Genomic DNA, 21,303 nt, shown 5'->3' on the forward strand with positions numbered 1-21,303 from the left:
TCTCGAAACTTCATGTAGATTTCACATCTTTTACGGAAAATTAAACTATAAGCTTTTATGAAATGAGGCGTAGTAAATTGAGTTACCAATTATTAGTCATTGACGACGAACAGCAAATGCGTGATTTGATTCGTGTGATACTCGAAGATGCGGGCTATAGCGTATTCGAAGCCAGCGACGGTTTGCAGGCTCTGTCGATCGTCAAACAACATACGATAGATTTATGCATTGTCGATGTGATGATGCCCTATATGGACGGCTTCACATTTGCAGAGGAGATGAAACGCACTTCATCGATCCCATTGATTTTCCTATCTGCGCGAGGCGAGGAATGGGATAAAGTTCAAGGTCTAAAACTTGGCGGAGACGACTACATCGTCAAACCTTTCTTACCAGGAGAACTGGTCGCGCGGATCGAAGCCGTCTTGCGCAGAACATACCGTCATAATCCTGAACCAATTATATTACAAGCTGGTCCACTTACCATTAATGAAGACTCGTATACAGCACAGCTTAACGGAAACCCTTTAAATCTGACTTTGAAGGAATTTGGCTTGCTGTTGTTGTTAGTCAAACATAAAGGACGTGCCTATTCCCGAGAACAATTACTTGAATTGGTCTGGGGCGATGATCATCAAAGCAGTGAGCGTACAATTGATACACATGTTAAAACACTTCGTTTAAAACTAGGTGACGCAGGTAAAATGATTGAAACGGTATGGGGGATCGGCTACAAGTTAGAGGACTCTGAATGAATAATTTAAATCTTAGCAAAAAGATGTTGTTTGTATTTTTAGGAAGCATCACGTGTACCATATTATTTTCATTCTTCTTCATTCATTACTTATATACCGAATTATATAAAGAACAAATTAAAGAGTCGATCATATATCAAGGAAATCGAACAGCTTCCCATTATCATTACGGTGAGCTCAGTGATTCGATCATCGAAAAGATTCAATGGTATAACATCGTCTCAGAGTATGAAATCATCGTCGTAGATCGCTTAGATGATTTAACGTCCTATTTCCCCTACAAGATTGATTATCAATCACTCATCAATGATAGCGACGAGAAGATATTAGAGACGGGTAAGCCCGTTATGAAAGAAGGCTATGTAGATGAACTAAATCGGGAAATCTTCGGTGGGATTTTCCCTATTAAAGGAGAAAACGGACTGATTGGTTTCATATATATATATGTTCCGCTCGCTGCGATCCAAGATGTTTTTCACGACAGTTTACCCATTATCATACTCGTCGGGAGCCTATTCTTCCTCGTTCTATTTCTAATTTTGCGGCGTGTGTGGCGTTCGCTATTCGAACCGTTGCAAACATTGCAGACCTATTCAGAAGAAGTGTCTAAAGGTGATTATTCGAATCGACTCAATACAGGACGGACAGATGAGATAGGTAAACTGGCGACTGCATTCGATTCAATGAGTCGTTCCCTTGAAGAGCAAGATCAGCGCAAGAAAGATTTTACGTCAAATATTGTACATGAGCTCAGGACACCATTGACGTATATTAGCGGCTACGCGCAACTTTCACGCAATAAAATTGATTCGTCTCCCGATGATGTAAAACACTACTTATCAACCATCGAGAAAGAAACCGAACGCTTAAAGAAGCTTATACATGATTTAGTCGAGCTAAACCATTTGGAACAGGATGTATATACACTGGAAACTGAACCGATTGCAATTGCGCAATTACTATTAGATACGTTGGAATTATTTGTGATTCGATTACAGGACAAAAATATTCAGTTGAGCACATCGATTGATGAGGAATTGATTTTGGAAGGTGATCCTAAACGATTGCAACAAGTCTTTTATAACACGATCGATAATGCAGTAAAATATGCTGAGCAATCCATTACTATTCATCTGACCGCCAGTAAGCAAGGTGCACAATATCGCATCGCCAATGACGGCGTGACCATAGAAGAAGAGGACGTAGAGCGAATCGGAGAACGCTTTTTCCGTACCGATAAAGCACGAACTCGCACAACAGGCGGTACTGGACTTGGTCTATCGATCGTCAAAGAAATTGTTCGGTTACACGGAGGTACATTCACGATTTCCAATGAAATAACAGAAACCATTGTGATCATTGAATTACCTGAGCAAATTCAAAGGAGTGAAAACAGTTGAAACGTCTGATTCCTTTTCTGTTGATGCTCGTACTATTCATCAATGGGTGCAGTCAACCTCTTGAACGTGGGAAACAAGTCCGTGAATTCACCTTCACGGATCAGCATGATCAACCATTCAGTTCCAAGGAGCTTTCTGGTTCGCCATGGATTGCAGACTTCATTTTCACAAATTGTACAACAGTTTGTCCAACGTTGACGAGTGAGATGGCAGACCTACAAGCAGAATTGAAAGATCAGGACATCGAAATGAACTTCGTCTCTTTTACTGTAGATCCTGATACCGATACACCTGCAGTTTTGAAAGACTATATTTCAAACTTTACTGATGATGAATCAAACTGGCATTTCCTGACGGGCTACTCACAACAACAATTCGAAGCGTTTGCTCGGGAAGAGTTCCAGACTTTTGTGCTGAAACATAAATCTTCTACGCAAGTTGTCCATGGTACAAATTTCTATCTACTGGATTCGGAAGGCTATATTCTTAAGGAGTATAACTTCTCAAATGAATCTTATAAAGAAGAGTTATTGGCCGATCTAAAACGCATGAAATAACAGTCGGGTTGCGTGACGAATTTCGTCGATTCCGCTATACTAGGTAAGGAAAGCAGGTGTACGTGTTGGATTCTCGTTATTGGAAAGCCGGTTTTTTTACTGCGCTGACTTCATTTGTTCTACTCATTTTAGGCGTACGGACAGTTCTTGGACATGACTTGATCGTTAATAACTATTTGACGTTCGCCGTATTCGGTCTGATGGTCGGGATTGTCACTTCTCTTTTATTGTTCTATCAGCTATCGATTGCATTTAAAATGTTCATGGTCGTCCTTGTTCTAGCATTTGCTGAGATGTTCCGCAGCTTTATCATGATGGATAATGAATTTTCGGAAGCCATCGGAATTTTATCGCTGTTCATTATTTCATCATTCGGACTAGCAATCTCTGTGATCGTTCAATTCATCGTAAAATTAGCGCGTAAAAAGTAAAAACCGGTTGGAGAATTATTCTCCGACCGGTTGTTTTTTTGTTTTTTTGATTTGTTTACTTCGTAGTTGACCGCATGCCGCATCAATATCTGTACCGTTTTCAAGACGTACTCCACCGTTGATCCCTTTGCGTCTAAGCGCTTCGTAGAACGATTTAATCGCCTCGGGTTCACTCCGCTGATACTGGCCATGTTCATCTACTGGATTGTACGGAATTAGGTTGACGTATGAAAGGTGACGCTTATCCGCAAGCAATCGACCCAACTCTTCTGCTTCTTTGACGTGGTCATTCACGTCACGCAATAAAATATACTCAAATGTGATACGACGATTCGTTTTTTCTAAATAATAGTTGATTGAATCCATCAATTTTTCAATCGGGAATGCTTTGTTAATCTTCATGATGGATGAACGTAACTCATTATTCGGCGCATGTAATGAAACCGCCAAGTTTACTTGTAGTTTTTCATCTGCAAAGTCTTTGATCTTCTCTGTCAGACCACTTGTTGAAACCGTAATATGACGCGCACCGATTGATAGACCTTTTTGGTGATTTACGACATGAAGGAAGTCCATCAGGTTCGAATAGTTGTCGAACGGCTCGCCTATACCCATAACTACAATATGGCTTACGCGTTCATCTTCGCCTTTGCCATCAAGATACTCTTGCACCTTCATAATTTGACCCACAATTTCCCCTGCATCTAGATCACGATTTTTGCGCAAAAGTCCGCTTGCACAGAAACTGCAACCGATATTACATCCGACTTGTGTTGTGACACAAACAGAATGACCATAAGGGAATTTCATCAAAACCGTTTCGATCAAGTTGCCATCATGCATTTTGAAAAGGAATTTCACAGTGCCGTCCTGTGAAACTTGCTTAACGTTTTGCTCAAGTGTTTGAACCGAGAAGTTTTCATTCAATACATCAATGGTTTCTTGATTAATATTATTCATTTCATCAAAAGATAAGACACGCTTTTTATAGAGCCAGTCCCAAACTTGTGCTGCACGGTACTTTTTTTGTCCGTTTTCTATAAGAAAGTCTGTCAATTGTTCAATTGTCAAACCGTATATCGATTTTTTCATTTGATTTCTAGCCTCATTTCAAAAATTACAATCTTTTTATTATACTACAAGATTGTGGAGAAAGGAACAACTGATTCGTTTTATAGTTGTTTTTGCTGAACATTTTTGTCAGTTCTAAGTTTTAGGAAAAATGCCAAAAGGTTCAATGCTGCAAGCACGGCGAAAAAAATACCCATTCCTGTATGTCCTGTCGCGATTCGATCATATGCAAAATAACCCATGACAACTCCAATGACTAAGTCAATGATTTTTGAATTAAACAAGATGCTTCCCCCTTACTGTACTACTCGTAGTATAGCAGAAAAATACACCTGCAACCGAATTTTCATCCGTTACAGGTGCTTGATTAGTCATTTTTCTTACACATTTGTTGTGGAAAGATTATGTTTCTTGATGAACTCTGTTAGTACAGTTTCAAGATTTGGAGTACCGATTTCATCTAAGTCATAATAAACACGTGTACATGGCTTATTGATATTGATGACACGTGAAAGATCCATTGGTGTTCCAATAATCACTGCATCTACATCTGCCGCATTGATAGTAGCTTCAAGGTCTTTTAACTGCTCATCACCGTAGCCCATAGCCGGTAAGATGTTTTCGATATGCTGATACTTTTCGAACGTTGTGATTAGGCTTCCTACCGCAAATGGACGCGGATCAACAATTTCAGCTGCTCCAAGACGTTGCGCTGCGATGACTCCAGCACCTAGCTTCATTTCACCGTGAGTTAATGTCGGACCGTCTTCAACAATCAGTACACGCTTGCCTTTGATGATTTCAGGATTGTCTACAGAGATTTTTGATTCTGCTTTAATGATGGTACTATTTGGTGCTGCAAATTTAATGTTATTTTCTACCGTTTGAATCGCTTCTTCCGATGCACTGTCGATTTTATTGATAATTGATACGTCTGTTGTGCGCAAGCAAACTTCACCTGGGTAGTATTTCAACTCATGGCCTGGACGGTGTGGATCAAGGACTGTGATCGCTAAGTCCGGCTCGTAGAATGAAAAGTCGTTGTTTCCACCATCCCAAAGGATTACGTCACAGCCGTCAGGATCATTTTCAGCTGCGTCAAGAATGTCTTGGTAATCTACCCCTGCATAGATGATGTTACCACGGTCAACGTGCGGCTCGTATTCTTCCATTTCTTCAATCGTACATTTATGTTTTTTGAAGTCTTCTACTGTTGCATAACGTTGCACACGTTGTTCAGCTAAATCGCCATAAGGCATTGGATGACGGATCGCCACAACTTTCAAATCGTGCTCAAGCAATGTTTCAATAATTTTACGTGACGTCTGACTCTTCCCTGTTCCTGTTCTAACTGCGCAAACAGAAATAACGGGTTTATTACTTTTGATCATCGTTGCTTTTGATCCAAGCAATGTAAAGTTCGCTCCAGCCGAGTTCACAATCGCGCCAATTCCCATCACTTTATCGTAGCTTAGGTCACTATAAGAGAATACACATTCATCTACTTCTAGTTCTTTGATTAATTCAGGTAGCTGATCTTGTGAGTAGATCGGAATTCCTTCTGGATATAATTCGCCAGCCAATTCAGTCGGATATTTACGTCCATCGATATCTGGAATTTGTGTCGCTGTAAATGCTACGACATTGTATTCTTCTTTGCCGCGGTAATATGTATTGAAATTGTGAAAGTCTCTTCCTGCTGCACCAATAATAATTATATTTTTTGTTTTCATAAGTTTATCTCTCCAATCAAGCTTCTTTTTATTATTATAAGACAACATGTATAAAAATACAATAGATAAAGTTTAAAATACATAAATTCGTATACATATACACACAAAAGTCATGTAACATATTGTCACAATCGTTCAGATAACAACGTTTTAAGTGACTTTTTATATTATGAAGACAAGAAAAAAGCCATTCGAAATCGAATGGCCAATTTTAGTTTATTCATGTAGTAAGTTGTTTAAGCACTTCAAACAGTGTATTCATCTGATCGTCAGTACCAATGGAAATACGTAAATAATCACGTATACCTTCTTGGTCAAAGTGACGAACTAATATTCCACGATCTTTTAGTTGTTGATATAATACTTTCGCTTCCTTGTGTAAAGGCTTTGCAAAGACGAAATTCGCGTCTGAAGGTAGTACTTCGAAACCTTGCTCTTTCAACATTTGGACTGCAGATTCACGAGTACGAATGATTTTATTCGTACTTTCCGTAAAGTATGCATGATCTACAAATGCTGCCGTAGCACCCGCCATTGCCAAACGATCAATCGTATACGAGTTGAACGAATCTTTGATACGCGTCAAACCAGCAATCAATTCAGGTTGTCCTAACGCAAATCCGACACGTAGTCCTGCTAGCGCACGAGATTTAGACGTAGTTTGAATGACTAATAAATTCGCATAACGATCGATCAATTTCATGGCAGATGGACCTGCAAAATCAATATATGCTTCATCAATGATGACAATCTGATCAGGATTATTTTTCAGAATATCCTCGATTACATCCAATTCTGCATAAATACTCGTAGGTGCATTGGGATTCGGTATAATGACTCCGCCTGGTGAATTATAAAATTGTTTTTTAGGAAGTGTGAAATCATTATTCAGCGGCACTTTTTCGAATGAAATATTGAATAGTTTGGAATAGACCGGATAAAAGCTATAGCTGATTTCCGGAAATTTAATAGTTTTTCCTGGTTCGAAAAATGCCATGAAAGAAAAAGCCAGCACTTCATCAGATCCATTACCTACGAAGACATTTTCTTTTGTCAGACCATACGTTTCCGCAATCGCGTGACGCAATGGGTCCACTGTAGGTGATGGATAACGCTGCAATGTATTTCCATTCAGTTCCGATTGGATCGCTTCTAAGACTTTCGGGCTTGGCGGATAAGGATTTTCATTCGTATTCAATTTAATGATATCTGGCTGATTCAACTGCTCACCCGGAACATAAGGTTCTGTACGGCGTGCAACTGTGCTCAGAAATCTACTCATTTCGCGGCACTTCCTTTTTCGGTCGTCTCTCACGCAACACTTGCTGAACGTCCGTCAGATCCACATCAAGAATATTCATCAATACGAGTGTATGGTAGACAAGATCCGCAATTTCATTGGAGACTTCTTCTTTGTCTGCATTTTTTGCGCCGATTACGACTTCTGTAGATTCCTCTCCAACTTTTTTCAACACTTTGTCGATACCTTCATTGAATAAATAAGTCGTATACGAACCATCTATTGGATTCGCTTTACGGTCTGCAATTTCATCTATTACTTCATAGACTACTTCACGCAATGATTCTTCTTTTTCCATTACCGTTGTGAAGAAGCAAGTCTTTTCGCCTGTGTGACAAGCAGGGCCTTGTGGTGTTACTTGTAAAAGAATTGTATCTTGATCGCAATCTATAGAAATACGTTTTACTTGTTGTGTGTTCCCCGACGTTGCGCCTTTATTCCATAGTTCTTGTCTTGAACGGCTATAAAACCATGTTTGATTTGTTTCGATTGTTTTTTCAATGGACTCTTTATTCATGTAAGCAAGCATTAGGACTTCCCCTGTGCGATCATCTTGTACAACTGCTGGGATTAGACCTTTGTCGTCGAATTTTAATGCATGGATGTCTAGTGTCATTTTAGTCATTCCTAACTGCGATATTTTCTTCTACTAAGTAATTTTTCAAATCGCGAATATTAATTTCATTAAAGTGGAATACAGATGCTGCAAGTGCTGCGGTTGCTTTTCCTTCTGTCAGTACGTCTTTAAAGTGTTCAGGTTTTCCGGCACCACCACTAGCGATGATCGGGATATTGACTGCATCAGCCATTGCACGATTGAGTTCAAGATTATAACCATCTTTCACACCGTCTTCATCAATGCTGTTAACAACAAGTTCTCCAGCGCCAAGTCCTTCCATCTTTTTGGCCCATTCGATTGCGTCAATTCCGGTCTCTTCCATACCGCCCTTTGCGAATACAGACCACTTTCCTTCGCCAACTTGTCGAACGTCCATAGACAGCATGACACGATCAGAGCCGTATTTATCTGCAACTTCTTTAATCAAACCTGGATTCGTCAAGGCTGCACTATTGATCGAAATTTTATTGCCGCCCAGTTCAAATACTTTATCTACATCTTCGAGCGTACGAATGCCGCCACCTACGATGAATGGGATCGGTACTTCCTTGGCAATTTCCTCAATTAAATCAAGGAACATACCACGATTTTTCGTCGATGCCGAAATGTCATAGAAGACGAGTTCATCCGCACCATCTGCAACATACTTTTTTGCTAATGTTAGGGGATCTGCTACTTCCTGAACGTCTAGAAATTTCTTTCCTTTTACAACTTTACGATTATCTACGTCTAAACACGGAATGATCTTTTTAGTTGTTGACATGACTGTCGTCCCCCAATAATTTTTTTAAGGATAGTTTACCTTCGTATAATGCTTTCCCGATAATAGCGCCGTACATGTCTGAAGCAGCAAGCTTTTTGATATCTTCTTCTGTAGATACACCACCTGAAGCGATAATGTCGATGGCAGATGCGTCATCCATGATTTTCAGTTCTTCAAAGTTTGGTCCTTGGAGCATGCCGTCTTTCATGATATCCGTGTAGACCACTGTTTTGACGCCGATTTTTGCAAGGTCTTGTAGTAGATCGACTGCTTTGACGTCACTTGTTTCTGTCCAGCCGTCTGTTGCGACGAAGCCATTACGTGCGTCGATCGATACAGCGATTTTGTCGCCGTGTTTTTCAACAGCTCTTTTAAGAAATTCCGGGTCTTGAATCGCTGCAGTACCGATAATAACACGTGCAACACCATTTGCGATGTGTGAGTCGACGATTTCCATGTTGCGGATTCCGCCGCCTACTTGAACGGGTACGTTGACAGCTTTGGCGATGGCTTCGATCGCTTGTTTATTGGCGGAATTGCCTGTTTTTGCACCGTCTAGATCTACGACGTGGATGTATTCGGCTCCTTGACTTTGCCATTCTTGCGCCATGTTGGTTGGTGAATCGTTGTAGATTATTTCTTGTGCGTAGTCGCCTTGGATGAGGCGGACGCATTTGCCGTCTCTAATGTCGATTGCTGGGAATAAAATCATCAGCTAGTCCTCCTAATAAATGAAATAAGCGTTAAGCGCCGTTGATCTGCACTCCGGGTGGACGCTTTCCTGCGGGCATGGCTTGAGCCTCCTCGCTTCGCTGTGGGGTCTCAAGACTCATGCTATTCCCGCGGGAGTCGCCACCCTCCGTTCCGATCAACTAGAATGCTCTAAAAACAAAGAAAGTTTATACTCTAAACCGATAAACACATTAATTACAATGACCCTTTAGTAGAAGGAACACCTTTTATTTCTGGGTTAATTGCGCTGGCGTCGCGTAGGGCGCGGCCGAAGCTTTTGAATACGGATTCGATGATGTGATGTGTATTTTTTCCGTAGTCCAAGTTAATGTGTAATGTGATTTTAGCGTTGTTTGTGAATGCTAGGAAGAATTCTTCGACTAGTTCTGTGTCGAATTCGCCTACTTTGTCTTTCATTCCTTCTACGTTAAAGACGAGGAATGAGCGACCGCTTATATCGATCGATGCAGTGGATAGAGCTTCGTCCATTGGTGTGGATACAAGGCCGAAGCGTTCTATTCCTTCTTTTGTACCGATGCATTGGTTGAATAATTGTCCGAGTACGATACCTACGTCTTCTACTGAATGGTGTTGGTCTACTTCAATGTCGCCGTCGCATGTCACGGATAGATCGAAGCGCCCGTGTTTTGCGAATGCCGTCAGCATGTGGTCAAAGAATCCGACGCCGGTATTGATATTCGTCTCTCCTGTGCCGTCTAGTGAAAATTCCATTTCAATTGATGTTTCGCCTGTCTTACGTGTGAGTTGTTGTTTTCGCATTAGAATCCTGCCTTTCGTACTTTGATCGAATTGGCGTGTCCTGTTAATTGTTCGGCATTTGCCAATACTATGATGTCATCTGCCACTTCTGCCAAAGCATTCTCAGAATAATAGATAATACTCGACTTTTTCATGAAATCATACACACCTAACGGAGAAGAGAACGCTGCGGTTCCGCTTGTTGGCAATGTGTGATTAGGTCCTGCCATATAATCCCCTAACGCTTCAGGTGAGTGCTGTCCTAGGAAAATGGCGCCTGCGTTTCGTATAGCAGCCAAGTGTTCCATTGGATTGTCAATCATGAGTTCCAAGTGTTCAGGTGCCAATCGGTTAACGATATCAAATGCTTCTTGCAATGAATCGACAACAATGATGCGTCCGAATTTCTCAATAGACTGTGACGCAATTTCCTTACGAACAAGATCGGCAAGCTGACGGTCCACTTCTTTTGAGAGCTTGTCCGCAAACGATTGGCAAGTAGTGATGCAAACTGCTGCTGCCCGCTCATCGTGTTCTGCTTGAGATAGTAAATCTGCTGCCGCATAAACTGGATTCGTATTCGTATCGGCCACGACACAAATTTCACTTGGTCCTGCAATCATATCAATGGCTACATCACCGAACACCCATTTTTTCGCACGAGCAACATATGCATTACCAGGTCCAGTAATTTTAACAACCTTTTCAATCGTCTCTGTACCGTACGCTAACGCAGCTATCGCTTGTGCACCACCTACTTTATAGATACGATGAACGTCCGCTTCTTTCGCTGCGACCAATACGTGTGGATTGATTTTGCCATCACGTTGTGGCGGTGTCACCATGGTAATCTGCCCTACTCCTGCAATCTTTGCTGGTAGTGCATTCATTAAAACGGTTGATGGGTAAGCCGCTTTTCCCCCTGGAACGTAAAGTCCCACGCTGTCTATCGGAGTAACTTTCTGACCGAGCATGATTCCTTCGTTTGGATTTAAGAACCAAGATTGTTCTTTTTGTGCTTCGTGATATGTCGTAATTCGCTTTTTTGCCGAGCGCAGTGCACGATAGAAATCCTCTGTAACGGCTTGTTCCGCTTCATGGATTTCTGCTTCTGTGACCAATAAGCTTTCTAGCTTTACTCCATCAAAACGTTCAGTGAAATCTAGAACGGCTGTATCACCTTCGGAACGAACTTTATCGATAATTTTTAGGACATTACGGTCAAATTCCAAATCAGGTTGACTAGAATCATCGCGTTTTAGCAGTTCCTCAGTGAATTCAGCTCCACGAATAATCTTCATGAACGCACCTCCAAGCCTTCCTTCATATCTTTGATAAATTGTTGTATATCTTCAGTTTTCGTTGCATAACTCGCCTTATTCACAATCAAACGAGCACTGACATCAGCCATCTCCTGCAACACGACTAGACCATTTTCTTTTAATGTTGTACCTGTCTCAACAATATCGACAATGACATCTGACATGCCGATTAAGGGTGCAAGTTCTATTGATCCATTCAACTTGATCATTTCTGTACGGATTCCTTTTTTATCAAAATATTCTTTCGCAACTAATGGATATTTTGAAGCAACCGTCAAGAAAGGTACATTTTCAACAGGCGTATTGGGATATCCCGCTACTGCTAGCTTACAACGTCCGATTCCCAAGTCCAGTAATTCATAGACATCACGGGGGTCTTCCATCATGACGTCTTTACCAACTATCCCTACATCCGCCGCGCCTTTCTCAACGTATACAGGGACATCTACTGCTTTGACAAATATTAGTTTAATCTTTTGTTTATCATCATAAATGACAAGCTTTCGGCTCTCATCAGTGAATTCAGAGAAATGTACATCCGATTTCTCGAGGAACTTCATTGCGCGTTCCGCTGTCCGTCCTTTTGCCATTGCTACTGTTAAATAATCCATTCAGGTACTCCTTTCTTGCTAGCGATAAAATCAAGCAACTGCTTGAAGTCGATGAACTCTTTTGCTTCTTGTTGATCTACTAGTTTATTTTGTTGTTCTGTTAATTGAATAGTATAAAGACTGTCTGTCATATATTCCGCTTCGCCCATAGGCTTTGAAATGACACGATAATCACGTTCTCTCAACTCGTTTGTAATATCAATTGCGTATTTGATACGACTCTCTTCATACAGTACTGTCACATCGATGCTATATCGTTCTTTCTGGCCTTTGTTAGATGAAGCTTTCACTAATGATTCGATTTCACATGCAAAACCAATTGCAGGCAATTTCACGCCAAATTCTTCACTTAATGCATCATAGCGACCACCCATCAGTACCGGCTTTCCAAAGTTCTCTACATAACCCTGGAAAATGATCCCTGAGTAATACCCCATATGATTGATTAGGCCTAGATCGATCACGATATGTTTTTTTAAGCCGTATAGTTCAACGATATTGCATGTTTGTTGAAGATAATCGATTGCTCTCTGTGCAGATTCACTAACCTGTAAGTTTTGTAGTCTTTCAAACACTACTTCGGGCGCGCCGTATAATAAAGGTAATTGCTCGAGTACCTCTTTAATAGATGAATCAATCGATAACCTTTGCAAGAAAGGGCCTATCTCCACAACGTTTTTCGCTTGAATCAACGTTTTGAGTTCAGCTGTTTGTTCTACTGTAATGTCGGAGTCCGCGATCAATTCATTGAAAAACCCTGCATAACCGATCTCGATTTTCACATCTGAGAAGCCAACATCACGTAATGCGTGACAAGCCAGCATAATCGTTTCTGCATCTGAAGCGGGTGAACTTTTGCAATAGAATTCGACTCCGGCTTGTGTCTTACCGATGCGCTCGCTTTCCTGGAAAGTCTGTCTGAAGACTTCTTGGACGTAATAATAACGCATTTCTTCCGGCAAGTTATCATGCAATTGGACGAGTTGCTGAGTCAATGGAATCGTGACATCAGGCCGTAATACAAGTACTTCGCCCGTATAATCAATCACTTTGATCATTTCATTTTGATTGATTGAGGTACGTACATTAGAATACAAATCATATTGTTCAAACGCGGATGTTTTAATGCGTTTATAGCCATAAGTAGTAAATCTTTTTCCTAATGTGTTGATGATCTTTTCATGCTTTTCATGTTCGTTTCCAAGAATTTCAGAATACAAAATATCTTCAACCGCCTTCCAAGTAATGATGCGCTTCACTGCTTTACCACGCTAAAGTTAATTATTACTATAATAGGTGTGTAGAGTATTGTCAACTGTTAGTAGCATCATTCATCTGCTACAATATGTACTATAGAAAAGGAGACTTGAGACTATGTTTGATTATCATATGCACAGCGCATTTTCAGCTGATTGTGAAATACCTATGGAAGAAATGGCAAAAGCATCTATTGCCAAAGGGCTTACTGAAATCTGCTTTACTGATCACATCGATTATGAATACCCTGATGAAACGATTCATTTCGATTTTGATAAACTAGAATATGCACAAAAAATTATTCAGTTGAATGAACAATTCGATGGACAGCTAACGATAAAAAAAGGTGTAGAAATAGGATTGCAACCGGATTTACTACACCTCTATGAAGAATTAATGGACGAGCATGAATTTGACTTTGTGATTTGTTCACTGCATACAGTCGAAAATAAGTCCCTACATTATCGTGAGTTATTTGAAGACCGTTCAACAGAGGCAGCCTTTGAGACGTATTATAAGGAATTACTATATTGCGTTCAGCATTATAAGCGCTACAGTGTGCTAGGGCATGCAGATCTGATCAAACGTTATACTGATCAGCCGCCAGCCAATCTATTTCATGACTATTTAGAAAAGATCTTCAATACCATTATACCAGAAGGCAAAGGGATTGAACTGAATACTTCCGGAACTCGTTACGGACTATCGCATAATATGCCGAGTGAAGATATTTTACGTTTATATAAGCAATGCGGCGGCGAAATTATTACTTTAGGTTCTGACGCGCACAAAACAAAAGATATTGCACATGAATTCAAAGAATCCCTAGAGTTATATCAGTCGATCGGCTTTAACTATTTAGCAACCTTCACAGAAGGCAAGCCTGAATTCCATAAAATTTCATCATTATGAGTCAAATAGAAAAGTGACGAAACTTCAACAGGTTTTCTTCACTTTTTTATTTCAAGCAAGATTTACTTCCTGAAAACCCAAGTTTTCAATAATGCTAAACGTTCACGAATCAATACTTTCGCTTTTACGGATTCAGGTGTCTTTGCCGCCACAATATCAGACTTCCATCCAAGCTGTTTTGCCAGAAACCTTGCCCTAGCCAAGTGATAATCACTGCTAATAATAGTGACACCGGACACTTCCGGAATGATCTTCTGGCTGAATTGTAGATTTTCATATGTAGAAGTGGATTGATCCTCAATAACGAGACGATCTTCCGCAATCCCATGCTCTTTTAGATAATGATACATCGCTTCAGCTTCGCTAATCCTCTCATCTTTTCCTTGTCCGCCTGAAAGCACAAGCTTTACATGTGGATATTGAATTGCATAGTCTACAGCACTTTCTAATCGATAGCGTAAGGATAGTGAAGGAATTTCTCCGTTCACTTTGGCACCCAGAATTATTACATAGTCATAGGATCCATCCGCTTTCATTTGCTGCGCTTGTTTTATTCGCTCCCCTGGTAACATCCAAAACATCCCCAGTCCCGAAATGATCAATACCGCCACTATTGTCATACCCCAAAACTTCTTCATTCAGTCGCCCCTCTTCTATATTCATAAGACGGCATTAAATGAAAAGTAGTTCCAAAAAGAGCAACGAAGCTTTGGGCCTCGCTGCTCTTCACATACAACTTAGGGTGTTTTAACGATTTGCTTTTTATTGACCATACTGTGCACTTCTGTAGGTAGTCCCCAAAGTTTAATGAATCCTACTGCCGCCGCTTGATCAAATTCATCATCAGATGTATACGTTGCTAGTTTCTCATCATATAAGGAATTCGGAGACTTACGACCTTCTACTATGGCATGACCTTTAAAGAGCTTCACACGGACTGTACCGTTAACATATTGTTGTGTGTCCTTAATGAACGCTTCAAGCGACTCACGTAAAGGAGAGAACCAAAGACCGTTGTAAATTAATTCACCAAGTTTTTGTGAAATAATAGGTTTAAAATGCGCTAATTCTTTTACAAGTGTTAAATCTTCTAATTCTTTATGCGCTTTTAATAAAGTAATAGCCCCTGGTGCTTCATAGACTTCACGAGACTTGATACCGACCAACCGATTTTCTACGTGATCGATACGACCGACACCATGTTTGCCAGCCACTTCATTCAACTTCGTGATCAGATCACTTAACAAATATTTTTCTCCATCGATCGTAACAGGAACACCTTGCTCAAAGCCGATTTCGATGATATCAGCTGTATCAGGTGCGTTTTCAATGGATACCGTCAAACCAAAAGCATCTTCTGGTGGTGTTGCCCAAGGATCTTCTAGAATTCCGCATTCATTGGCACGCCCCCATAAGTTTTGGTCCACTGAGTACGGATTATCTAAGTCTATGGGAATTGGAATATTATGTTCTTGTGCATAATGAATCTCTTCTTCACGTGACCAGCTCCATGAACGAACTGGCGCTACAACTTCAAGTGAAGGATCTAGTGACTTGATAGCGACTTCAAATCGTACTTGGTCATTTCCTTTTCCTGTACATCCATGAGCTACAGCAGTTGCTTGTTCCTGATGTGCAATTTCCACCAACTTCTTGGAAATAAGCGGACGGGATAAGGCAGAGATCAAAGGATATTTATTTTCATAATATGTTTGAGCTTGCAATGAAAGAAGGACGAAATCCTGTGCGAATTCTTCACGTGCATCAATAACATAGCTACTAATCGCGCCAACTGTAAGAGCTTTTTCCTTAATGAAGTCGAGATCTTTACCTTCGCCAACATCTAAGCAAACCGCTATTACGCTATATCCTTGATCTGTTAACCATTGAATCGCAACTGATGTGTCTAAACCGCCTGAATAGGCTAAAACGACTTTCTTCTTTTCCATGGGTAAATCCCCCTTCATGCAAGTGCATGTATGTTTATTCAACTTAATGTATTTTTATAATAACATATTTCATTTAAAACACAATAGAAAAGCATAAAAAAACAGACACATTATGTAAAAAAATGTGTCTGTTTTATATCATTTATCGAATTCCGTGCGCGACCATTGCATCTGCTACTCGTAGGAAGCCTGCTACGTTAGCGCCCATTACAAGATTGCCCGGTTTACCGTAATCCACTGCTGCCGTACTACAGTCTTTATAGATATTTTGCATAACTTCTTTCAAATGCATATCCACTTGTTCTTCTGACCAAGATAGACGTTGGCTGTTCTGGGACATCTCCATAGCGGAAACAGCTACACCACCCGCATTGGCAGCTTTTGCTGGTGCGAATAATACATTGTGCTCTTGGAAAATAATAATCGCCTCAATTGTACAAGGCATATTCGCGCCTTCACCAACTGCTTTAACGCCATTTGCGATCAGCATATGAGCTGCAATCTCATCGATTTCATTTTGTGTGGCACATGGAAGTGCAATATCACATGGAATAGACCAAATTTCTGAACAGTCTGCATGATACTCTGCATCAAGATGTTCTTTCGTATATTCCCAAATTCGTTTATTGCCGTATTCTTTAAGTTCTTTGACTAAGTCTAGATCAATACCATTCTTGTCGTAAATATAACCATCAGAGTCACTACATGCTACAACTTTCGCTCCAAGTTGCATAGCTTTTTCCATCGCATATGTGGATACGTTACCTGACCCTGACACTACGACTGTCCGGCCTTCTAACGAAAGATTGTTTTCCTTCAGCATTTCATCTACAAAGTATACTGTACCGTAACCCGTTGCTTCTTTACGACCAAGGCTACCACCATGGTCAGGGTTTTTCCCTGTTAGGATACCTGCTTCATATCCACCTTTAATGCGATTATATTGACCAAAAAGATAACCGATTTCACGTTTACCAACACCGATATCCCCTGCTGGTACGTCAATATCTGGTCCAATATGTCTGCTGAGCTCTGTCATGAAGCTTTGTGTGAAACGCATGACTTCACGATCAGACTTACCTTTAGGATCAAAATCAGATCCACCTTTACCCGCACCAATCGGCTGCCCTGTTAAAGCATTTTTGAAGATTTGCTCGAACGCAAGGAATTTCATAATACTATTATTAACAGATGGGTGGAAACGGAGTCCACCTTTGTAAGGGCCAAGATCACTATTAAACTGAACACGGTAACCTCTATTTACCTGTACCCTGCCTTTGTCATCTTCCCAAGCGACCCGGAATGAAATAATTCGCTCCGGCTCTGTAATGCGCTCTAGAATTCCATTTTCCATAAACTCGGGATGCTTAGCAAAGACCGGACGAAGGGAATCAAAGATTTCTCTTGTCGCTTGTAGGAATTCCTTTTCATCTGGATTCCTCTTTTTCACCAACTCATATACATTATGAACGTAATCATTTGCTCGTTTACGATTGTTGTATTCTACTTCATCGACCTTTGTCATTTGCGACCATCCCTTTCCTTAGTTGTTAATTAAAAATTGTCGACTGACCAGTCGCTCACTTATTCACTAGTTATAAATCAAAATAGTGGTCTAAAAAAGATCCAACTCTACTGAATAAATTGAATTTTAATTGTTCAAAATATTTCTTTGTATTCCAATATTATCACTGAAAAGATAGCAAGTTACAAGATTTTTTTGGAAAATCTCTGTTTTCTCTTAACTTTTGTGTCAATTTTATGTATTATATCAAACTTTATTATTTACATTTGACTGAATATGGAGTATTATTAATCTATTCAAACAAACTATGTGAGATCATAAATGTAAGCGCATACACATACTAGTGAGAACAATACGAAAAGAAAGAGGCGAAGCGCCATGACAAAGACATTAGGTACATTTCGATCAATTCTAGGAGCAAATCTACTCCTAATCATGACTTTTGCTTTCCTACCTGCTTTACTCGTAAATCCGGATATGGATATGTTCCAAAGCGCTATGAAAATGTTAAATAACGAATAAGCTCTCATATGACAGAGCCTTTCCTATACTAGGAAGGCTTTTATTTATTGAAATTGAAATTGAAATTCAAGTTCAGTTACTACATTAAGATTTCAACATCCACTCTATAAATCAAAATAACGAAACTAGTTATTCGTAAGTAGAAGGCGGCTCAAGGAAGATAAGCTCGGCAGGTGAAACAACTAATAGGAACGAAGTGACTAGTTATTTTCCCGCGAGCCCTTCCGAACGCTATAACTTTATCGCTTTCTAATAGTAAATCGATCTTCTAACAACAGCCAATTCTGCGGGAATGCAAGGCCAAGTTTCCAGTACATAATGCCCCGTAACTTAAACTTTTTAAGCAAATCAAACTTCGCATTGATGCTTCGTGCATCTTCAAACCACACTTCATGTTCGATTCCTTGTTCATCGTAATACGTATAATGTGGCGCCTGAGCCAGTGCGTCGTATTCAATTGCAACATTTTGTTCGATCGCTAGATTAGTCGCCATTCTCGGACTCAGTGCCGTTGCTGCTTTGCTATCTGGTTGACCAAACGGAGCCATCCAGTCATAGCCATACAGATTTTGGCCTAGAAATACTTTTTCTTTCGGAATTTGACTAACGGCATATTCTACTACTTTCGTGACAGGACCAATTGGGCTAACAGCTTGCGGTGCACTATAAGTATATCCCCACTCATACGTCATTAACACTACGAAATCTACAATCTCACCATGAACTTTATAATCATGAGCACCATAAATTCCAGTTGTTACTTCACCAGCCTTTGGTGCAAGTGCGGTGGAAATCGTTAGACCGGCATCATGAATTTGCTTGGTAGCATTGCGTAATAATTCATTATATAATTCTCGATCTTCAGGGAATAATAACTCAAAGTCGAAATGAATATCTTTATAACCAACTTCATTCGCTATTGAAATGGCACTTTGAATCATTCGATTTTGGGCTTCTTTATCGGTGAAAATTACATGCCCTAGCTCTGCACTGAATGTATAGTTTTCTAAGTTGGTCAGCACCAGCATATTTAGAACGCCTGCATTTTTGGCGGTCGTTGGAATATCTGCTATAGCAGGCATTTTGAGGGAACCATCGCGTTGCACTTCATAACTGAACATAGCAAGATACGTCAAACCATCCACACGTTCACGAACTTCGGCTAACATAGCCTGACTGACTGGATTACGCGTTTCTACATATAACAAAGAATCAATCGGTGTTTTCACTTCTTGTGGTATGTAGAGACGCTGTCCAACCATTAGCCTTGCGGCAGGATTAATTGCATTAATTCTCGCCAAGCGAGCGACCGAAAGACCATATCTCTGTGCAATTGTATATAAACTATCTCCAGGTCGTACCCAATAATACGATCCTATAATTGGTATAACAAGCGCTTGTCCCACTGCCAGTCGCGTATCACTTTCCAATTCATTTGCACTTGCTATTTGTTCGTACGGAACACCATATATTTTACCGATTTCATATAAACTCTCACCTTGCGAAACCACATGAATCTGCATGCATTCCCACTACCCTTCTTGAGTTCTATCCTTATGTTATGTTCGCGCGTTACGAACTATGCATAAAGCTTTACAGCATTTTCCTATACATAAGTTTTCGAACACATCACATACTATTCTTGATGTATTAGATGAATGAAGGAGGAAATATATTTGACAAATCAATTCGAAACATCTCAACACATGCAAGGCGGAGCAGTCCCCCCATCAATGAATCACGGCGGACACGAGTTATTTGATGTCAAAGAGGTGTTAAGCGCGACTCTCGGAGCATTGAACCAAGCGATGATTTTACGTCCACATGTCCAAGATCCAGAACTTCTCGATATTCTTGATCGACAATACCGATTCACGCTGGATGAATACAATATCCTTGTGGAAAGTTTTAAGACTGGCAAAGACCCTTCACATCCTACACAAAGCTATCAAATGAAAGCAGGCAGCGATTTCATTTACGGTATGAAAGAAAAAGCACCATCTAAACCGATTCAATCTACAGGTGAAATCACTGATGAAATCATCTCTGGTTTTTTGCTAGGCGCTACAAAAGAAGGCGCTACAGGCAAAACAGCTGCTTCATTAGAAGTATGCAATCCAGTGGTCCGCCGTGTACTTGCAGATTCTGTGCCCAATTGTATAGAAATGGCATACGAATTATCCATTTATCAAAATAAACACCAATATTACCAAGTACCACAATTAAATGATCAGGATATGAATATGTTGCTTAATTCTTTTGCGCCTACACAAGGTCAACCTGCATTACCAAAAAACGTTCAATAAGTCATGGATACAAGCAGATGGTGTTCTTGCCCATCTGCTTTTTTGCTTTTATGCTCGTTATATTTGTATACTATATAGAAGAATACAAATGAAGGAGTGTCTACATGAAAGTTGCGATCTTTGATTTTGACGGTACATTGTACACGAAAGAAACCTTTAAACTACTTATGGAGCAATTAAAGAAGCATCCTAAATACAAGCAGTATTACGGAAAATTCTATCGCTCAATATTACCGTTATATATTCGCTATAAACTCAAAATCCTACCTGAATCCGTAATGAAAGAACGTTCCATGCGCCTTTATCTCCAAGCTTTGGATTCATTGTCGATGACAGAACTACACGAGTATTTTAATGGCATGCATAACGTAATGTTGCCTGACTTCAATGAACAAGTCGTTAAACGGCTCGTCGAACATAAAAAAGATGGATACCACGTCTTGCTCGTCTCTGGTGCTTATACGCCTTTTTTGAAAGCTGTTACAAGTCATCTGACATTCGATCAGATTATTGGCACAGACATCCCTTCAAATGGAGATCAACTAGCGATGGATCGGCCTTTTCTACATATTCAAGGCACACGAAAAAATGAACAAATCGAACATGTTCTACAAGGGGTAACTGTGAATTGGGATAATAGCTTTGCTTATGGTGACAGCATTTCAGATCTTCCAGTCTTAGAACAAGTCGGACATCCTGTAGCAGTTCGTCCAGATGAAAAACTTACGGCCATAGCCAAACAAAGAAACTGGGAAATACTATAAAATAAAACAAACGCG

General features: G+C 40.2%; 23 protein-coding genes. 8 read left to right on the top strand and 15 right to left on the bottom strand.

The window, feature by feature from the left end:
- Nucleotides 1–62: 62 nt before the first annotated feature.
- The 4 genes from CSV76_RS03365 to CSV76_RS03380 all read left to right on the top strand — a co-directional run bounded on the left by CSV76_RS03365 (nt 63) and on the right by CSV76_RS03380 (nt 3,143).
- Entirely contained in the window at nt 63–755 is a 693-nt protein-coding gene (locus tag CSV76_RS03365; RefSeq protein ID WP_085426668.1) for a response regulator transcription factor, read from the top strand.
- Nucleotides 752–2,155, top strand: a complete 1,404-nt coding sequence (locus tag CSV76_RS03370; protein WP_099624736.1) for a sensor histidine kinase — start codon at nt 752–754, stop codon at nt 2,153–2,155. The genes CSV76_RS03365 and CSV76_RS03370 overlap by 4 nt, the downstream gene beginning before the upstream one ends.
- Complete coding sequence (locus tag CSV76_RS03375) at nt 2,152–2,712, top strand: SCO family protein (RefSeq protein ID WP_233204389.1); 561 nt, start codon at nt 2,152–2,154, stop codon at nt 2,710–2,712. Before CSV76_RS03370 ends, CSV76_RS03375 begins: the two co-directional genes overlap by 4 nt.
- 65 nt (nt 2,713–2,777) lie before the next feature.
- The gene (locus CSV76_RS03380) at nt 2,778–3,143 is read left to right on the top strand and encodes a hypothetical protein (RefSeq protein WP_099692496.1); all 366 of its coding nucleotides are present in this window, start codon (nt 2,778–2,780) and stop codon (nt 3,141–3,143) included.
- 15 nt (nt 3,144–3,158) lie between these two features.
- Here CSV76_RS03380 and rlmN read toward each other — a convergent pair whose 3' ends face one another.
- From rlmN to hisZ, 11 genes are all read right to left on the bottom strand, one after another.
- Nucleotides 3,159–4,235: a dual-specificity RNA methyltransferase RlmN gene (gene rlmN / locus CSV76_RS03385; RefSeq protein WP_085426671.1), complete on the bottom strand. Its 1,077-nt coding sequence runs from the start codon at nt 4,233–4,235 to the stop codon at nt 3,159–3,161.
- An 80-nt stretch (nt 4,236–4,315) separates the two neighbouring features.
- The gene (locus tag CSV76_RS03390; protein ID WP_085426672.1) at nt 4,316–4,498 is read right to left on the bottom strand and encodes a hypothetical protein; all 183 of its coding nucleotides are present in this window, start codon (nt 4,496–4,498) and stop codon (nt 4,316–4,318) included.
- Between the two features lie 96 nt (nt 4,499–4,594).
- The gene (locus CSV76_RS03395; protein WP_099624737.1) at nt 4,595–5,947 is read right to left on the bottom strand and encodes a cyclic 2,3-diphosphoglycerate synthase; all 1,353 of its coding nucleotides are present in this window, start codon (nt 5,945–5,947) and stop codon (nt 4,595–4,597) included.
- Nucleotides 5,948–6,167: 220 nt separating this feature from the next.
- Complete coding sequence (gene hisC / locus CSV76_RS03400) at nt 6,168–7,229, bottom strand: histidinol-phosphate transaminase (RefSeq protein WP_099624738.1); 1,062 nt, start codon at nt 7,227–7,229, stop codon at nt 6,168–6,170.
- Nucleotides 7,222–7,872 (bottom strand): bifunctional phosphoribosyl-AMP cyclohydrolase/phosphoribosyl-ATP diphosphatase HisIE, encoded by a 651-nt coding sequence (gene hisIE / locus CSV76_RS03405; protein WP_099624739.1) that lies wholly within the window; start codon nt 7,870–7,872, stop codon nt 7,222–7,224. Before hisIE ends, hisC begins: the two co-directional genes overlap by 8 nt.
- Nucleotides 7,865–8,629, bottom strand: a complete 765-nt coding sequence (gene hisF / locus CSV76_RS03410) for an imidazole glycerol phosphate synthase subunit HisF (RefSeq protein ID WP_085426676.1) — start codon at nt 8,627–8,629, stop codon at nt 7,865–7,867. The genes hisIE and hisF overlap by 8 nt, the downstream gene beginning before the upstream one ends.
- The gene (gene hisA, locus CSV76_RS03415) at nt 8,616–9,341 is read right to left on the bottom strand and encodes a 1-(5-phosphoribosyl)-5-[(5-phosphoribosylamino)methylideneamino]imidazole-4-carboxamide isomerase (RefSeq protein WP_099624740.1); all 726 of its coding nucleotides are present in this window, start codon (nt 9,339–9,341) and stop codon (nt 8,616–8,618) included. Before hisA ends, hisF begins: the two co-directional genes overlap by 14 nt.
- A 215-nt stretch (nt 9,342–9,556) precedes the next feature.
- Nucleotides 9,557–10,141 carry an imidazoleglycerol-phosphate dehydratase HisB gene (gene hisB / locus CSV76_RS03420; protein WP_099624741.1) on the bottom strand — a complete coding sequence of 195 codons (585 nt, stop codon included), beginning with the start codon at nt 10,139–10,141 and terminating at the stop codon, nt 9,557–9,559.
- Nucleotides 10,141–11,421, bottom strand: coding sequence for a histidinol dehydrogenase (gene hisD, locus CSV76_RS03425; RefSeq protein ID WP_099624742.1), 1,281 nt, complete (start codon nt 11,419–11,421; stop codon nt 10,141–10,143). Before hisD ends, hisB begins: the two co-directional genes overlap by 1 nt.
- On the bottom strand, nt 11,418–12,053 hold the full coding sequence (gene hisG / locus CSV76_RS03430) for an ATP phosphoribosyltransferase (protein WP_099624743.1): 636 nt from the start codon (nt 12,051–12,053) through the stop codon (nt 11,418–11,420). Before hisG ends, hisD begins: the two co-directional genes overlap by 4 nt.
- Entirely contained in the window at nt 12,041–13,312 is a 1,272-nt protein-coding gene (gene hisZ / locus CSV76_RS03435) for an ATP phosphoribosyltransferase regulatory subunit (RefSeq protein ID WP_099624744.1), read from the bottom strand. The genes hisG and hisZ overlap by 13 nt, the downstream gene beginning before the upstream one ends.
- A gap of 115 nt (nt 13,313–13,427) precedes the next feature.
- Between hisZ and CSV76_RS03440 the strand changes: the two genes are divergently transcribed.
- Nucleotides 13,428–14,222: a histidinol-phosphatase HisJ family protein gene (locus tag CSV76_RS03440; RefSeq protein ID WP_099624745.1), complete on the top strand. Its 795-nt coding sequence runs from the start codon at nt 13,428–13,430 to the stop codon at nt 14,220–14,222.
- A gap of 62 nt (nt 14,223–14,284) precedes the next feature.
- Here CSV76_RS03440 and CSV76_RS03445 read toward each other — a convergent pair whose 3' ends face one another.
- The 3 genes from CSV76_RS03445 to gdhA all read right to left on the bottom strand — a co-directional run bounded on the left by CSV76_RS03445 (nt 14,285) and on the right by gdhA (nt 17,696).
- Nucleotides 14,285–14,860 (bottom strand): YdcF family protein, encoded by a 576-nt coding sequence (locus CSV76_RS03445; protein WP_233204391.1) that lies wholly within the window; start codon nt 14,858–14,860, stop codon nt 14,285–14,287.
- Nucleotides 14,861–14,959: 99 nt separating this feature from the next.
- Complete coding sequence (locus tag CSV76_RS03450; RefSeq protein ID WP_099624746.1) at nt 14,960–16,171, bottom strand: argininosuccinate synthase; 1,212 nt, start codon at nt 16,169–16,171, stop codon at nt 14,960–14,962.
- Nucleotides 16,172–16,313: 142 nt separating this feature from the next.
- Complete coding sequence (gdhA, locus tag CSV76_RS03455; protein ID WP_099624747.1) at nt 16,314–17,696, bottom strand: NADP-specific glutamate dehydrogenase; 1,383 nt, start codon at nt 17,694–17,696, stop codon at nt 16,314–16,316.
- Between the two features lie 378 nt (nt 17,697–18,074).
- Here gdhA and CSV76_RS17510 point away from each other — a divergent pair, with 378 nt between their 5' ends.
- Complete coding sequence (locus CSV76_RS17510; RefSeq protein WP_198166217.1) at nt 18,075–18,218, top strand: hypothetical protein; 144 nt, start codon at nt 18,075–18,077, stop codon at nt 18,216–18,218.
- 239 nt (nt 18,219–18,457) lie between these two features.
- On the opposite strand, the gene CSV76_RS03460 is transcribed toward CSV76_RS17510, so the two are convergent.
- A complete protein-coding gene (locus tag CSV76_RS03460) occupies nt 18,458–19,741 on the bottom strand; it encodes a LysM peptidoglycan-binding domain-containing protein (protein WP_099624748.1) in 1,284 nt (427 codons plus the stop codon).
- A gap of 147 nt (nt 19,742–19,888) precedes the next feature.
- Here CSV76_RS03460 and CSV76_RS03465 point away from each other — a divergent pair, with 147 nt between their 5' ends.
- Nucleotides 19,889–20,524, top strand: a complete 636-nt coding sequence (locus CSV76_RS03465) for a spore coat protein (RefSeq protein WP_369823281.1) — start codon at nt 19,889–19,891, stop codon at nt 20,522–20,524.
- Between the two features lie 104 nt (nt 20,525–20,628).
- Nucleotides 20,629–21,288: an HAD family hydrolase gene (locus CSV76_RS03470; RefSeq protein WP_099624750.1), complete on the top strand. Its 660-nt coding sequence runs from the start codon at nt 20,629–20,631 to the stop codon at nt 21,286–21,288.
- The last annotated feature ends 15 nt before the right edge of the window (nt 21,289–21,303 follow it).

The sequence above is a fragment of the Sporosarcina sp. P17b genome (assembly GCF_002743115.1).
GTDB lineage: Bacteria > Bacillota > Bacilli > Bacillales_A > Planococcaceae > Sporosarcina > Sporosarcina ureae_C.

What these genes read in the sequence shown, in the direction of transcription:
- hisA (WP_099624740.1), bottom strand. Translation starts at nt 9,341, where the DNA reads ATGATTTTATTCCCAGCAATCGACATTAGAGACGGCAAATGCGTCCGC.
- CSV76_RS03440 (WP_099624745.1), top strand. Translation starts at nt 13,428, where the DNA reads ATGTTTGATTATCATATGCACAGCGCATTTTCAGCTGATTGTGAAATA.
- CSV76_RS03365 (WP_085426668.1), top strand. Translation starts at nt 63, where the DNA reads ATGAGGCGTAGTAAATTGAGTTACCAATTATTAGTCATTGACGACGAA.
- gdhA (WP_099624747.1), bottom strand. Translation starts at nt 17,696, where the DNA reads ATGACAAAGGTCGATGAAGTAGAATACAACAATCGTAAACGAGCAAAT.
- hisG (WP_099624743.1), bottom strand. Translation starts at nt 12,053, where the DNA reads ATGGATTATTTAACAGTAGCAATGGCAAAAGGACGGACAGCGGAACGC.
- hisB (WP_099624741.1), bottom strand. Translation starts at nt 10,141, where the DNA reads ATGCGAAAACAACAACTCACACGTAAGACAGGCGAAACATCAATTGAA.
- CSV76_RS03470 (WP_099624750.1), top strand. Translation starts at nt 20,629, where the DNA reads ATGAAAGTTGCGATCTTTGATTTTGACGGTACATTGTACACGAAAGAA.
- CSV76_RS03370 (WP_099624736.1), top strand. Translation starts at nt 752, where the DNA reads ATGAATAATTTAAATCTTAGCAAAAAGATGTTGTTTGTATTTTTAGGA.
- CSV76_RS17510 (WP_198166217.1), top strand. Translation starts at nt 18,075, where the DNA reads ATGACAAAGACATTAGGTACATTTCGATCAATTCTAGGAGCAAATCTA.
- hisC (WP_099624738.1), bottom strand. Translation starts at nt 7,229, where the DNA reads ATGAGTAGATTTCTGAGCACAGTTGCACGCCGTACAGAACCTTATGTT.
- hisIE (WP_099624739.1), bottom strand. Translation starts at nt 7,872, where the DNA reads ATGACTAAAATGACACTAGACATCCATGCATTAAAATTCGACGACAAA.
- hisD (WP_099624742.1), bottom strand. Translation starts at nt 11,421, where the DNA reads ATGAAGATTATTCGTGGAGCTGAATTCACTGAGGAACTGCTAAAACGC.
- rlmN (WP_085426671.1), bottom strand. Translation starts at nt 4,235, where the DNA reads ATGAAAAAATCGATATACGGTTTGACAATTGAACAATTGACAGACTTT.
- CSV76_RS03450 (WP_099624746.1), bottom strand. Translation starts at nt 16,171, where the DNA reads ATGGAAAAGAAGAAAGTCGTTTTAGCCTATTCAGGCGGTTTAGACACA.
- CSV76_RS03445 (WP_233204391.1), bottom strand. Translation starts at nt 14,860, where the DNA reads ATGAAGAAGTTTTGGGGTATGACAATAGTGGCGGTATTGATCATTTCG.
- hisF (WP_085426676.1), bottom strand. Translation starts at nt 8,629, where the DNA reads ATGTCAACAACTAAAAAGATCATTCCGTGTTTAGACGTAGATAATCGT.
- CSV76_RS03395 (WP_099624737.1), bottom strand. Translation starts at nt 5,947, where the DNA reads ATGAAAACAAAAAATATAATTATTATTGGTGCAGCAGGAAGAGACTTT.
- CSV76_RS03460 (WP_099624748.1), bottom strand. Translation starts at nt 19,741, where the DNA reads ATGCAGATTCATGTGGTTTCGCAAGGTGAGAGTTTATATGAAATCGGT.